The organism is Paraburkholderia phenoliruptrix (genome assembly GCF_047325075.1).
GTDB lineage: Bacteria > Pseudomonadota > Gammaproteobacteria > Burkholderiales > Burkholderiaceae > Paraburkholderia > Paraburkholderia phenoliruptrix.
Genome location: NZ_CP168530.1, coordinates 2,582,296 through 2,596,414 on the forward strand (window position 1 = coordinate 2,582,296; position 14,119 = coordinate 2,596,414).

At 64.4% G+C, this 14,119-nt stretch carries 11 protein-coding genes; 4 read left to right on the plus strand and 7 right to left on the minus strand.

Annotated features, from left to right (window positions below):
• Together ACEN8U_RS11450 and ACEN8U_RS11455 are read right to left on the minus strand one after the other, a co-directional pair.
• On the minus strand, positions 1–711 hold the full coding sequence (locus tag ACEN8U_RS11450) for an HAD-IA family hydrolase (protein WP_310109395.1): 711 nt from the start codon (positions 709–711) through the stop codon (positions 1–3).
• Between the two features lie 66 nt (positions 712–777).
• Entirely contained in the window at positions 778–1,851 is a 1,074-nt protein-coding gene (locus tag ACEN8U_RS11455) for an ABC transporter ATP-binding protein (RefSeq protein WP_310109397.1), read from the minus strand.
• Between the two features lie 100 nt (positions 1,852–1,951).
• On the opposite strand from ACEN8U_RS11455, the gene ACEN8U_RS11460 reads away from it, so the two are divergent.
• The gene (locus ACEN8U_RS11460) at positions 1,952–2,923 is read left to right on the plus strand and encodes a LysR family transcriptional regulator (protein ID WP_310109399.1); all 972 of its coding nucleotides are present in this window, start codon (positions 1,952–1,954) and stop codon (positions 2,921–2,923) included.
• 30 nt (positions 2,924–2,953) lie between these two features.
• Here the strand turns inward: ACEN8U_RS11460 and ACEN8U_RS11465 are convergent, their stop codons facing one another.
• From ACEN8U_RS11465 to ACEN8U_RS11480, 4 genes are all read right to left on the minus strand, one after another.
• Positions 2,954–4,405, minus strand: a complete 1,452-nt coding sequence (locus ACEN8U_RS11465; RefSeq protein WP_374725923.1) for an aspartate/glutamate racemase family protein — start codon at positions 4,403–4,405, stop codon at positions 2,954–2,956.
• Positions 4,406–4,413: 8 nt separating this feature from the next.
• The gene (locus ACEN8U_RS11470) at positions 4,414–5,712 is read right to left on the minus strand and encodes a dicarboxylate/amino acid:cation symporter (RefSeq protein ID WP_310109403.1); all 1,299 of its coding nucleotides are present in this window, start codon (positions 5,710–5,712) and stop codon (positions 4,414–4,416) included.
• Between the two features lie 179 nt (positions 5,713–5,891).
• Positions 5,892–6,806: a LysR substrate-binding domain-containing protein gene (locus tag ACEN8U_RS11475; RefSeq protein ID WP_310109406.1), complete on the minus strand. Its 915-nt coding sequence runs from the start codon at positions 6,804–6,806 to the stop codon at positions 5,892–5,894.
• Between the two features lie 90 nt (positions 6,807–6,896).
• Positions 6,897–7,244 (minus strand): hypothetical protein, encoded by a 348-nt coding sequence (locus ACEN8U_RS11480; protein ID WP_310109637.1) that lies wholly within the window; start codon positions 7,242–7,244, stop codon positions 6,897–6,899.
• A 181-nt stretch (positions 7,245–7,425) separates the two neighbouring features.
• On the opposite strand from ACEN8U_RS11480, the gene ACEN8U_RS11485 reads away from it, so the two are divergent.
• Positions 7,426–7,827: a DUF6232 family protein gene (locus ACEN8U_RS11485; RefSeq protein WP_028360286.1), complete on the plus strand. Its 402-nt coding sequence runs from the start codon at positions 7,426–7,428 to the stop codon at positions 7,825–7,827.
• A gap of 354 nt (positions 7,828–8,181) precedes the next feature.
• A complete protein-coding gene (locus ACEN8U_RS11490) occupies positions 8,182–9,291 on the plus strand; it encodes a hypothetical protein (RefSeq protein ID WP_310109408.1) in 1,110 nt (369 codons plus the stop codon).
• Between the two features lie 68 nt (positions 9,292–9,359).
• Here ACEN8U_RS11490 and ACEN8U_RS11495 read toward each other — a convergent pair whose 3' ends face one another.
• The gene (locus tag ACEN8U_RS11495) at positions 9,360–11,813 is read right to left on the minus strand and encodes a glycogen/starch/alpha-glucan phosphorylase (protein WP_310109410.1); all 2,454 of its coding nucleotides are present in this window, start codon (positions 11,811–11,813) and stop codon (positions 9,360–9,362) included.
• An 825-nt stretch (positions 11,814–12,638) separates the two neighbouring features.
• Here ACEN8U_RS11495 and ACEN8U_RS11500 point away from each other — a divergent pair.
• A complete protein-coding gene (locus tag ACEN8U_RS11500; protein ID WP_309586366.1) occupies positions 12,639–14,006 on the plus strand; it encodes an MFS transporter in 1,368 nt (455 codons plus the stop codon).
• Positions 14,007–14,119 lie beyond the last annotated feature (113 nt).

Here is a 14,119-nt window from a genome sequence, read left to right on the forward strand (position 1 = left end):
TTAAGCGGCGCGCGCTTCGGCTTCGACGGCGTCGGCGAGCGCGCCGAGCGTCGCAAATTTGAAGGTCGGCGTCGTGACGGCTTCCGGCACCGGCGTCGCGCCGAAGCCCTTCATGCCCTGGCGGCGCTCGATCCAGCACGTCGCGTAACCGAGCTTCGTCGCAACGCCGATATCGTGATACTGACTCTGCGCGGTGTGCAGAATCTCGTTGAACTTGAAGCCGAACGCGGCCTGACGTCCACGGTTATAGGCAAAGAATTGCGGATCCGGCTTCGCGACACCGGTCTCGTCGCAGCACACGGTATCGTCGAAGGGATCGCCGAGCGTGTGCGCGTAGGCCGACAACGCGACGCGGTCCGCATTCGTCATCGCGACGAGCCGGTAGTGTTTGCGCAGGCGCTTGAGCGCTTCCACCGAGTCTTCGAAGGCGGGCCATTCCAGCACGTCGCGCTGGAACGCCGCGGCGGATTGCGCGTCGTCGGACAAGCCGAGCTCTTTTGCCAGCGACAGATACACGTTCGCCATCTCATGGCTCGAGCGGCCCGGATATTTCGCGCGGCCGCGCATATACGGCTCGAAGATCTGGTCGTCGGTGAGGTCTTTCGCCGCCGCCCCGCCGAGGCGCCGTACGGACGCGAGCACGCCCTTTTCAAAATTGATCAGCGTGCCGACGACATCGAACGTCAGGACCTTGAAATCGGTGAGCTTCATTGCATCATCCTTTGCGGTTGCGCGAGTTTCGTAAGACGTAAATGCCTCGAGTGGGCAGCGGAGAAATCAGGCGGGCACGACAATCGTGTCCTGCGGATCGAGCACCACGGTCATCGGCTCGCCGGGTGACGGAATGCGGCGGCGTGCGTCGTGATTGCCGGGCTGGCGCAGGCTGATGGAGGTGCCGTCGGCAAGCGCCGCGAAAACGCGCAGGCTCTCGCCCTGATACAGCACTTCGGTCACGCGGCACGACAGCCGGTTTGCGTCATGAGCCGCGCCGCCGTCAATCACGAGCTTTTCGGTTTGCACCGCAAGCAGCAAACGCTCGCCGCGCGGCAACGGGTGGGCCGTGCGCAACACCGCGTCGCCGAGCCGCACGGCGTCTTCGCCGGCGCGGCTCACATCGAGCAGCGTCGCCTCGCCGATAAAGCTCGCGACGAACGCGTCGCAAGGCCTGTCGTACAGACGCTCAGGCGTGTCGATCTGCACGAGCTTGCCGTTCTTCAGCACGGCCACGCGGTCGCTCATGGTGAGCGCCTCGCGCTGGTCGTGGGTCACGTAGACAATCGTTGCCCCGAGCTTGCGATGCAGGCGCCGCAGTTCGATCTGCATGGTTTCGCGCAGCTGCTTGTCGAGCGCGGAGAGCGGCTCGTCCATCAGAATCAGCTGCGGCTCGAAGACCATCGCCCTCGCGAGCGCGACCCGCTGACGCTGACCGCCGGAAAGCTGGGCGATGTTGCGCCCCTCGTAGCCGCTCAATTCGACCATGGCGAGCGCGTCGGCCACCTTCTTCGCCCAGCCGGCTTTCGGCTCGCGACGCGCGCGCAGCGGAAACGCGACGTTCTCGCCGACCGTCATGTGCGGAAACAGCGCGTAGTTCTGAAACACGATGCCGATGTTGCGCTTGTGCGGCGGCGCAAATGTAATGTCACGCTCGCCGACCCACACCGAACCGGAACTCGGCTGGACGAAGCCGCCGAGAATGCCGAGCAGCGTCGTCTTGCCGGAGCCGGACGGCCCGAGCAGCGACACGAATTCGCCGGGCTCGATATCGAGCGAAACGTCGTCCAGCGCGACCACCGGACCGTAGCGCTTGCCTGCCGACCGGATGGAAACTCCCGTTTTCGCTCGTGCGTCCATTGCGTTCTTTCTCGCCAAAGGGGCTGCGTTAGGGAAAATATAGGTGGCAAACTTTTTGGCGGCAATTCCCAAATTGTTGGATCAGGCATAACATCAAGTCATGCCGAATCTACGCAAAAAACTGCCGAGCGCGAATGCGCTGTTCGTCTTCGAAGCCGCCGCGCGCTGCGGCAACTTCACCCGTGCGGCGCAAGAACTCTATGTGAGCCAGCCCGCCGTGAGCCGCATGCTCGCGCGCATGGAAGATCACATCGGAGTGCGCCTTTTCGAACGCGTGCGCGGGGGTATCGAGCTCACCGAGAACGGACGCATCCTGTATCGCAAGATCTCCGAAGGCTTCAACGGCATAGAAAGCGCCATCCGCGAAATCGAGGCACGCGCCACGGGCGTGGAACCGGTCACGCTGTCGGTGTCCACGGGTTTCACCACGCATTGGCTGATGCCGCGCATGAGCCGCCTGAACGAGGCGTTTCCGTCGATTGATCTGAGGTTTCAGCTCATTTCGGGGCGCATCGGCGGCCCGCTCGTCGACGTCGATCTCGGCATGCGCTTTCAGCACGCCGGCGAGATCGACGACAACAGCGTGCTGGTCATGCCCGAAACGCTCATGCCCGTGTGCAACGCGCGTTATCAGGAAACGGCGCAAAGCGAAGCGGGTCGCGAGCACGGCGACACCGTGATCGTGATGGACGACGAAGAGCGCGGCTGGCATCACCGCTTCGGTGCGTTCGAGCAGCACGGCCGGCGCGTGGCGGGCATGCTCAGCTTCAATGACTATGCGATCGTCGTGCAGGCCGCGCTGCTCGGCCAGGGCATCGCGCTCGGCTGGCTGAACGTGGTGTCGCATTGGCTCTCGCAGCGCGCGCTGGTGCCCGCCGAGGAGGAGATCATCGTGACGCACCGGCGCTGCTGTCTGGTATCGCCTGCGAACCGGCCGTCGCGGCCCATCGTTGCCAATGTGCGCGACTGGATCGTCGAGGAAATGCGCGCCGACATGCGCACGCTGGAAAGCGCGTATCCGCAGCTGGGATTGCGCAAAGCATTCAAGGAGTGCGGCGTGGCGATCGTGTAGTGCTACGAACGATCGGTGCGCTGCGGCGCCTTACCGCTTTTCGCGCGCTGCCAGCGCATACGCAATGCAGCGCCGCGCGAGAACATCGGTCGGATCAATCAGCGTGACTCGAGCGCCGCCACTGCCGACGAATTCGGCATGCGGCAGCAGCAGCGGCAATTCGGTGCAGCCGAGCACGATCACTTCCACGCCTTCGTCGATCAGGCCTTCGACGGCGGCCGCAATGTCGTCCTGGCAGGCACCGGCAGTAAAGCCCGCCTTGACGCCCTGCTTTCCGTAGATGGCTTGCATGACGCGCGACTGCAGAGCCGGTTCGGGCGCAATTTGCTGAAGCCCCTGCGCTTCGAGCGCCTTTTCATACACGCCGCTCGCCATGGTGCCGGAAGTTGCCAGTACACCGATCTTGCGTTGAGCCGGATAATGCTCGCGCACGTAGCGGACCGTTTCCGTCAGCATGTTCACAATCGGAACGCGCAGATAAGGCTGAATGCGTTCGACAAACGCGTGCGCCGTGTTGCACGGAATCGCGATGATGTCCGCGCCGCCCTCTTCCAGCCGCTTGCAGGTCGCATACAGCGACACCGTCGGATCCGCACCCCCGCCGATCAGGTTCTCCGTGCGGTCAGGAATTTGCGGGTTCTGCTCGACCAGCAGCTTCACATGATCCTGATCCCGGCGGGCGGGCGTGTTGCGCACAATCTTGTCGAGGAAGTCCACCGTCGCCGCAGGGCCGACGCCGCCCACCACGCCGAGCTTGAACACCTCCGCGGGCGCGTCGTATTGCCCCGATACCACGTGCTGCGCATAGGCGAGGTTCGAGTCGACCAGCGGCACGCCGAGCTCGCCGATCTGCTCGGCGACGAGCGCAATCTCGGTCATGCCCGGGACGATCACCTGCGCGCCCTGCTGGACGAGGTCCACACAGGCACGGCGCAACAGATCGACCGGCAGCCCGCGCAAGTTGCCGCTTTTAATGCCTTCGGGGCCATACACGGCGTGCGTCACCCGATCGACGCCCTCCTGCAGGCGCGGGTGCAGCACCTCCAGTTCGCACGGTGAGAAGTAGCGCTCGAACAGACGCTTTTCACGTGTGTAGTCGGAGGCGAGCACACCGATGCGCGTGAGCCCCGGGAACTTCCGGCGCACATATCCGAGCACCGCGTCGACCATATCCACGATTTGCAGGTTCGTGTTCGCCTTCAATTCGTCGATATAGGTATGGCTCAGAAAACACGGCAGCACCACCGTCGTCACGCCCCGCTTCTCGAAGTCGCGGATCATGTCGAAGATATACAGCTTGCGTTCCGTCGTGGCGGCGCTCGCCGTGCTGGCGCCCGGAAACGGATGTTGCTGGAAGATCACATCGGCATGGCCCGCATCGGCCGAAACAGGCATGGCTTTCACCAGCTTGAAGAACACATCCGCGCTCGCGAGCGGCCCGAGTCCGCCGACCACGCCGTATTTGCGCGAGCTGGCGCTCATGGCCGAAGTCATTTCGCCGCAGCCTCGACGTGCTCGAGGGACTCGACGGCCTCGAACGCCGCGGACCCGGCCGTGGCGGTCACGTGCTTGCCTTCCCACTTCGCGATCACCGCCGTCGCCACGCTATTGCCGATCACATTGGTCATCGTGCGGCCCATATCGAGTATCTGGTCGATGGCGAGCACCATGGCCACGCCTGCAACGGGAAGATGAAACATCGGCGCCACCGCCGCGACCACCACGACCGAACCGCGCGGCACGCTCGCCATGCCCTTGCTGCTCAGCATCAGCACGAGCAGCATGAAAATCTGCTGCGACACAGGCATGTCGACGCCGAACGCCTGTGCAATGAAGATCGCGGCGAAGGCCTGGTACATCATCGAGCCGTCGAGATTGAATGCATAGCCGAGCGGAAGCGTGAAGCCGACCACTTTCTTGTCGACGCCGAATTTCTCGAGCTGCTCGGTCAGGCGAGGATAGGCGGCCTCGCTGCTCGCGGTCGAAAAGGCGAGCATGGCGGGTTCGCGTACGGCTTTGAGGAGCGGCACGATGCGGCGCCCGAGGAACAGATAGCCCGCGCCGATCAACACGGCCCAAAGAATCAGGAGGCCGAAGTAAAAGGAGCCGATCAGCTTGCCGTAGGTGTAGAGCACGTCCACGCCGCGCAGCGTCACTGCGGACGCGATTGCGCCGAATACGCCGAACGGCGCGGCGCGCATCACGTAGTTGGTGAGACGCAGCATGACCGGCACCATTCCGTCAATGGCCTGAATCACGATCATCACGCGCTTGTCCTGCTTCAGCGCACCGAGCGCGATGCCGAGGAAAACGGAGAACACAAGAATCTGCAGAATGTCGTTGCGCGCCATGGCGTCGAGCAGACTCGTCGGGAACGCATGCGTGATGACGTCCTTGACGTTCAATGCCGACGTGTTGAGCCCGGTGCTGACTTCACCGGCGCTCTCCACGAGATGCAGGCCGGCGCCCGGCTGCAGCAGGTTGGCGAGCCCGAGGCCGAGGCCGAGCGACAGCAGCGACGCGCAGAAGAACCACGCGACGGAGCGCAGCCCGATCCGGCCCACGTCCTGTCCGCTGTCCATTCCGGCGAGCCCGGAGACGAGCGTCGCGAACACCAGAGGCGCAATGATCATCTTGATGAGGCGCAGGAAAATATCCGTGACGATGGAAAAGTATCCGGCTACGGCCTTGGCCGTCGCGGCGTCGGGCAGGCTCGTATGACATAGATAGCCGGCAATGACGCCGAGCACCATCCCGGCGGCAATGTGCAGAGTGAGGCGATTTTTCATTTCCATCCGTCCTTGAGTGACGCGCCGCGCGGGCGGCGCGGGCGCGATGCGCGAGAAGCGATCGGGCGCGGCAGCATGGGCGCCGCGCCACAGTCGGAACGGATGGTAGAGAAGAACAAAAATGTCTTAATGCCGGTCCTGCATGTCGTCATGCGAATTTCGCATAACGCGGGATAACCCTAGCCGGCGACGGGCGACACTTCGCGCAAATACTGCCAAAGCGCCTCGATAAACTCATTGCGGTTGGAGGCGTCGCGATACACGCGCAGCTCGACCTGCAGATTCCAGACGGACGGACCGGCTGCTACCAGTTGATCGCTGTCGAGTTCGGCGGCAATGGCGCTTTTGGGGAGCCATGCAATGCCTTCGCCCTGCAGAACCAGCTTCTTGAGGACCTCGGCCATGTCCGATTCGTAATGAAGCCGTAATGCAGGCGGCGCCGACGCGCGGCTCAGCAGAAGCGCGACGCAGCGGCCAAAGTAGCTCGTTTCCGTGTAAGAGATATGCGGCAGCGGCTCTTTGGGCGTGCCGGGCAGCCGGAAAGACGGCGCCAACCGCTGATTCGGCCGGCTTACGGGCATGAGCGTGTCGATACCCACGGTGACATGCTCATATCGCACCGGGTCGAGGTGCAGCGGCAGTTCCGGGTGATGGTAGGCGAACATCAGTTCGCAATTGCCGTTCACGAGCATCAGGATCGAATCGTGCACGTTGGTCGGCACGACGCGCGCGCGGACCTCGCCGAAGCGCGCCGCGAGCGCCTTCAGCCACGACGGCAGGAAGTTGAGCGCAATGGTATGCCCCGCCGCGATCTGCAGGCTCTTGCCCGCGATCCGCTGTTCGGTGCGAATGATCGCTCGGGTATTGAAGAGCTTCTCCAGCATGTCTTCGGCCACCTCGCGAAAGAGCTGGCCTGCCGGCGTCAGCACAGGCGGAAAACTGCTGCGGTCGATCAGCTCCGCGCCGACCCATTGCTCGAGCGACTGAATCCGCCGGCTGAATCCGGATTGCGTGACATTGCGGAATTCCGCGGCGCGCGAAAAGCTCTGATATTGCGCGAGCGCGATGAAGTCCTCGATCCACTTGATTTCCATACGGGTAGGCGGCGCGTGGCAATAGCAGGCCGGTTCGGCGGTACCGGCATTCTACGCCGGCAAAATTCGCGTTCAGCGGCAATGCGCCGCTTACAGCCCGGCTTTCATCGCGTTCAGAAAGTCGCCGAAAGATTGATGGCTGTTGACCGCGTCGATCATGTCGGTGAGGAACCAGGGAAGAATCAACTGCGTGTCGGGATCGCTGACGCCGACGCTCAGTACCGGCGGCTTCGACGCCGGCGCGGCGCGCGGCGGGTTTTGGGCGGTGCGCATTGCACCTGTATCGGCGTCTGTGCGGGCGCCTGTGTCGGCGGCGGATGAAACGTGCTGCGCGACCGGCTCGCCAGCCGGCGGCCATGCCGACGAAGAACAGGCGGCCAGCAGTAAAGCCAGGGCAGCGGCGGCGGTCGCGGTAGCAGTAACGCGGAACAGCTTCACGATGTGAACTCCGGCCACATCACTTCGACCAGACCACCCGGCCGTCGGTTTCGTCGATGCAGGCTCGGCTTGCCTTCGCGCAGAGCGCCGCGCAATGGGTGCGGCCTGCGGCAACGCGGCGAGCTGCCATGCCGTTTCTTCTGGTACGCTGCGCCCTTTGCAACAGCTTGCATTCGACTCGATGGAAACCCCTTTCAACGATCGCGGCGTGTCGGTCACCCGCAATGCGCTTTCATCCGCTGGGCAGGTCTTTCCGCTGCGCGACATTGTCGGCGTTCAGGTCGTCACCATACAAAAGAACAAGGTTTTGCCGATCACGATCTCGGTCGTGGGACTTGTCGGCGCGATTGTCGGCGGCGTGCTGGGCGTGCCCGCGGGCCTCGTGTGCGGCGTGATGCTGGTCGTCGTCGGCTGGCTCACGTGGGCCACGCAGGACATCACGCACCGTTTGATGGTGCAGACGGCCGACGGCGAGCGCGAGGCGCTCTCGAGCGTGGATCGCGATTTTGTCGAGCGCGTCGGCGCGGCCGTGAACGAGGCCAAGGGCGCAGCGGCTGCGGCTTCCGCTGCGCAGAAAGTTTGAGTAAGTGGCCGAAACAAGCGGCCGAAACAAGCGACTTGACCCGGCGAGTGAACTGAGCGAATTAAATCAACGAGCTGAATCACCGAGTCCAATCAGCGAATCCGAGCCTGCACCCGCGGGCTCATTCAACAGCTCTCGGCAACGTCCGCGCGCGAGACACCCGCCACGCACCTCGCTGCCTCCACGCCCTGCCCTTCACACATCTTTGCAAGTGCCCCCCGACGCGCGGGTAGAGTCGCCGCTCCTGTTATCGCGCGTCCCTTTCTGCAGGCCTCGCGATGCGTCGCTTTTCTCCGCATAGCCGCCGCATGCCTCGCCTTTCGCACGGGAGCGCCCCTTTTTGCGAGCGTGCTCATGTCCCTGCTTACTCTCACTGGTTGCGCCGCGCGCCGGCATTTACGCCGGCATTTACGTCGTCATGGGCGCCGTTTCAGCGCCCTCGCACTCTTCGCGGCGGGCGCGCTGACCTCGCTTGGCGGTTGCGCGGTCAATTTCCCGACGCCCACGCCGCCGGCCCCGAGCGTTTCGCTTATCAACGGCGGCCAGGACGGCGTGCTGATCCCGCTGCACGTCGAGCGTGCCGATGAAGACCACGCGCGTCTCGGCCTGCCCGTCGAACTGGACGGCAAGCCGGTCTACGTCGCCCTCGATACGGGCACGCAAGGCGTGCGCGTGCTGAAGTCGGTGCTGCCGGGCTCCAGTTATGCGAGCGCCGCGCCGGCGAGCACGCTGCTGCTCGCGAACGGCGCGCAGGTGTCGGGCGCCGCCGTCAAACTGCCGATGCGCGTGGCCGGCTCCAAACCCGTGCAGATCGACGCCCAGGCCGTGGACACCGTGAGCTGCCAGCCCACGTCAAAACGCTGCGTCGCAATGGACGGCTACACCGGCGAATTCGGCTGGGCGTTTTCGGGACTCTTCGGCGTCGGTGCGGCGCAGCCCGACGACAGCTGCTGCACGCAGCCGCTGCGCGCGCTCGCCGGCCACATCGGCGAGCGCTATCTGGTGCACGCCGCGTTCGGCAAGCCGTATGTGCTGCTGAGCCCGTCGAGCGCCATCACGAAGGACTACACGATGGTGCCGATGACGGTAGCGAAAGACGGCACGCTGCAATGGCCGCGCGGCTGCATCAACGTGGGCGACAAGATGACGTTCTGCGCGCCGCTCGTGTTCGCGACCGCGAGCACCGGCATGATCCGCGTGGAAACCGACACCGCGCCGAACTGGACCGGCGACGACAGCATCGGCAAAGTGCTCGCGCAGGGCAATTACAACGCGGCGATCGGCTCGGGCGGCTGGGTGCACCGCTACGACGATGCGCAGGTCGCCATCGTCAAGGCAAAGCCGGGCGCGAACCGCATCGTGATCGGTCTGATGGGCATGCAGAATATCGACGTACTGTTCGATTTCCCGCGCGCGCAACTGGGCCTTTACGCGAGCCAGACCATCGAAAAGCTCACGCCCTGAGCGCATTCGTGCAATGAAAAGGCCGTGCGTCGCTGCAAACGCACGGCTCTGGTTCCTGCAGACGACGCTCAGCTCAGGTCGAGCGGCGTCACGTGCCAGATATCGCGGGCATATTCGGCAATGGTTCGATCCGAGGAAAACTGACCCATGCCCGCCACGTTTTCAATCGCGCTTTCGGTCCACGCCCGCTTGTCGAGGAAACGCGCATCCACGTCGTTTTGCGCTTTCGCAAACGCGGCGAAATCGGCGAGCACCATGTAGTGATCGCCCCAATCCACCAGCGTGTGGAAAATATCCGAGAAGCGCAGTGGATCGTCCGGCGAGAAGTAGCCGCTGCGAATCTGGTCGAGCGCCATGCGCAGCTCGGCGTTCTCTTCGTACACTTCGCGCGGGCGGTAACCGGCGGCGCGCAGGTTGTCCACTTCGTCCGCGGTGTGACCGAAGATAAAGATGTTTTCGCGGCCCACAGCGTCGCAGATTTCGATGTTCGCGCCGTCCATTGTGCCGATAGTCAACGCCCCGTTGAGCGCGAGCTTCATGTTGCCCGTGCCCGACGCTTCCGTGCCGGCCATCGAGATCTGCTCGGACAGATCGGCGGCGGGAATGATGAGCTCAGCCACGCTCACGCCGTAGTTCGGCACGAACACCACTTTCAGACGGTCGCCGATCAGCGGATCGTGATTGACCTTCTGGGCCACATCGCCGATCAGTTTGATGATCGTCTTCGCCATCCGGTAAGCGGAAGCCGCCTTGCCCGCGAACATCACCACACGCGGCACCCAGTCGCGCTCCGGATTCGCGCGAATCTGGTTGTAGCGCACGATCACATGCAGCACGTTCAGCAACTGCCGCTTGTATTCGTGAATGCGCTTCACCTGCAGATCGAAGAGCGCGTCCGGATTGAAATGCAGCTTCGTGTGATGCGCGAGCCGCTGCACGAGTCGCAGCTTGTTGTGGCGCTTCGCCTCACGGAATGCCTCGATGAAACTGCTGTCGTGGCGCAATTCCCGCAATTGCTCGAGCTCGAACAGATTGCTGCGCCAATGCGTGCCGATTCGCTGATCGATCAGCGAAGACAGCGACGGGCTCGCCTGCGAAAGCCAGCGTCGCGGCGTAATGCCGTTCGTCACATTGGTGAAGCGCTCCGGATAAATGCGCGCGAAGTCGGCGAAGATGTCGCGCGTCATCAGTTGCGAATGCAGCCTCGACACGCCGTTCACCTTGTGGCTCGCGACAATCGCCAGATACGCCATGCGCACGCGCCGCTGCCCATATTCGTCGACGAGCGAAATGCGGCGGATCATCTCGCCGTCGTGGCCCGACTGCTCGCTCACATGCTTGAGAAAGCCCGCGTTGATCTCGAAGATGATCTCCAGATGCCGCGGCAACAGCCGCGACAGCATCTCCACGTCCCACGTTTCCAGCGCCTCGGGCATCAGCGTGTGGTTCGTGTAGGAGAAGATCTGCGTGACGTGCTTCCACGCCTTGTCCCACGGCAGATGATGCACGTCCACGAGCAAACGCATCAGTTCCGGAATGGCCAGCACCGGGTGCGTGTCGTTCAGGTGCACCGCGACCTTTTCGGAGAAGCGCCCGAACGTGCTGTGCGTGCGCTGATAGCGGCGAATCAGATCCTGCATGGTCGCCGACACGAAGAAGTATTCCTGGCGCAGCCGCAGCTCGCGGCCGGCCGGGGTGGAGTCGTCCGGATACAGCAGCCGCGACACGTTCTCCGACATGTTCTTCGTATCCACCGCGTTGCGATAGTCGCCGCGGTTGAAGGCGCCCAGGTCGAGTTCGTCGGTGGCGCGCGCGGACCACAGGCGCAGCGTGTTGGTCGCGTCGGTCGCGTAGCCGGGAATCACCGTGTCGTACGCGGTGGCGTTCACGTGCTCGGTGTCGATCCATTCGACCTGATCGCCGCGCTGCACGGTGCGTCCGCCAAAATGCACGGTGTACTTGATCTCGGGCCGCGGAAACTCCCACGGATTGCCCGCGCGCAACCAGTAGTCCGGCGCCTCGACCTGCTCGCCGTTGACGATTTCCTGACGGAACATGCCGTATTCATAGCGGATGCCGTAGCCGAAGCCAGGAATGCCGAGGGTCGCCATCGAATCGAGAAAACACGCGGCCAGCCGGCCGAGACCGCCGTTGCCGAGCGCGGCGTCCGGCTCGATGTCGATGAGCGCGTCCATGTCGACGCCGAGACTCGCAAGCGCCTCCTTCATCTGATCGTGAATGCCGAGCGCGAGCAATGCGTTCGTAAAGGTCCGGCCGATCAGGAATTCCATCGACAGGTAGTAGACGCGCTTGACGTCCTGTTCGTATTGCAGGCGCGTGGTTTTCATCCAGCGCGCGACGAGCCGGTCGCGCACGGCGAGCGCCGCGGCGTGCAGCCAGTCATGGGGATGCGCAGTGACGGCGTCCTTGCCGACGCCGTACATCATGCGATTGGAAATTGAGCGCCGTAGCGCGTCGACGGTACTGTTGAGCTGGTCGAATTCCAGATCGACGGCTGTCATCGAAGCCTCCGGGTAAAAACGCCGCGACATACGCGAACCGCACAGATGACGGACGGGAGGCGCGTGCCGGTCGGGCGGGTTAAGAAATCAGAGTAGGACATTTTACGACTCCCGGATGTCGGCGAGAGCGGGTGCTCCTCACGCACATGCCGTGCCCGCCTGTGTCCGCCGCCGCATGGGACGACGCCTGCGGCAGCGCACGCGCGCGGTGCACGAGGCGTGTGAACGGGCACTGCGCGCGTGCATCAGGCTGTTTCGGCAGTGGGGCCAAAGTGTGAAGACGGCGGCAGTGAGCGTGACATGATGCGACGCGGATCGCGTGACATCGCACCTGACACAGCGCATCGGACAGCGCATGACATCCCCGCAATTATTTTTTCGACCGGTGACGCGCGCATGACTGCTCGATGTGATCGCATCGGACCGGTTCATCTGCCAGGTCTTGTGCACTTCAAGCGACCGGGCGCGCCGGCAAACGAGAGCGGACGCAGTGCGTGAGCGACGGCGCGTCCCCAGTTCGAGCACGCCCGGCGGGGCTGACAGTTAGTTGCATATACATGGACATAGACCCAGGTTTCATGCCGCTTACAACGCGTGCGCTGCCCTGCACGATTGCCGCGTCTCTGTAACAATCGCTTCATTCGCCGCGCGGCGGCCCGGGCGTGTGCCCAACCGGCTCCGCGCTTCCTCCCGTTCACCCCGCTTGCCGCCCGCGCACCGCCTTTCTGTCGATGCGGCGCCTCGGCATGCATTGACCCGACGAGCCACGCCTTGTCCGATCGACTCAGCGACGCCTGCGCGCCGCCCTTCCCCGCGGATGCCCGCATGTCCGCCGCCAACCGTCGCGCGATGGCAGCGATCATGCTCGCCGTCGCGCTCGCCACGCTCGACACCGCGATCGCCAACACCGCGCTGCCCGCCATTGCCGCGGATCTGCATGCGGCGCCCGCGGCGTCGGTGTGGATCATCAACGCCTACCAGCTCGCGATGGTCGCGACACTACTGCCGCTTGCCGCGCTCGGCGACATCGTCGGACACCGGCGGATTTATATCGGCGGGATTGCGCTGTTTACGCTGGCGTCGCTCGCCTGCTCGATGGCCCCGACGCTGCCGATGCTCGCCGGCGCCCGCGTGCTGCAAGGCTTGGGTGCGAGCGCCATCATGAGCGTGAACACCGCGCTGATCCGCTTTCTCTATCCGCCGCACCGGCTCGGGCGCGGCCTCGGCACGAACGCGCTGATTGTCGGCGTGTCGTTTGCGGTGGGACCGACGGTGGCCTCGCTGATTCTGTCGGTTGCCTCGTGGCCGTGGCTGTTCGCGGTCAATGTGCCGCTCGGCCTATTGGCGCTGACCTTCGCGTGGCCTGCGTTGCCGCACACGGAGCGCGGCACGCATCACTTCGATCCAATTGCCGCGCTGCTCAACGTGGTGACCTTCGCCGCGCTGATCTTTGCGCTCGGCGAAGGCGCGCAGCGTGCACCCACGCAGTTGGTCTGGGGCGCCGCGGCGGTGGCGCTCGTCTTCGGCGTGCTGCTGATTCGCCGTGAAGCCGGCCACCCCGCGCCCATGCTTCCCGTCGATCTGTTCAGGCGGCCGGTGTTCGCGCTTTCCGCGGTGACGGCCGTCTGCTCGTTCGCCGCGCAGGGGCTCGCGTTCGTGTCGCTGCCGTTCTATTTCGAGGACGTGCTGCATCGCAGTCAGGTCGAAACCGGCTTTCTGATGACGCCGTGGCCCGTCGTCGTCGCGTTGGCGGCGCCGCTCGCGGGGAGCCTGTCGGACCGCTATCCGCCGGGGCTGCTGGGCGCAGTCGGGCTCGCGGTGATGTCGGCGGGCATGGCGTCGCTCGCGCTCTTGCCGGTGCATCCACATGTGCTCGACATCGGCATCCGCATGGCCATTTGCGGCGCGGGTTTCGGCTTTTTCCAGTCACCCAATCTGAAAGCGCTGATGGCCAGCGCGCCGCCCGAGCGCAGCGGCGGCGCGAGCGGCATTGTGGCGACGGCGCGGCTGCTCGGGCAGACCACCGGCGCGGCGCTCGTCGCGTTGAGCTTCGGCATTGCGGGCCGGCATGGGCCGACGCTCGCGCTCGGCGCCGGTGCGTTCTTCGCGGGAGCGGCGAGCCTCGCAAGCGGGCTGCGGCTTCTCGCGCCGTCGCATCGCGCGGGCGCGCCGGCGAAAGCAGCGGCCAAATAGACAACGGGCGCGCTGTTCGCACAGCGCGCCCGCTTTTTTCGTGGGTCGGTACCGGTCTGGCAACTTCTCCCGGCGTGCCGGTCCGCTGCGGCGCTCAACGTGACGGAAACCTC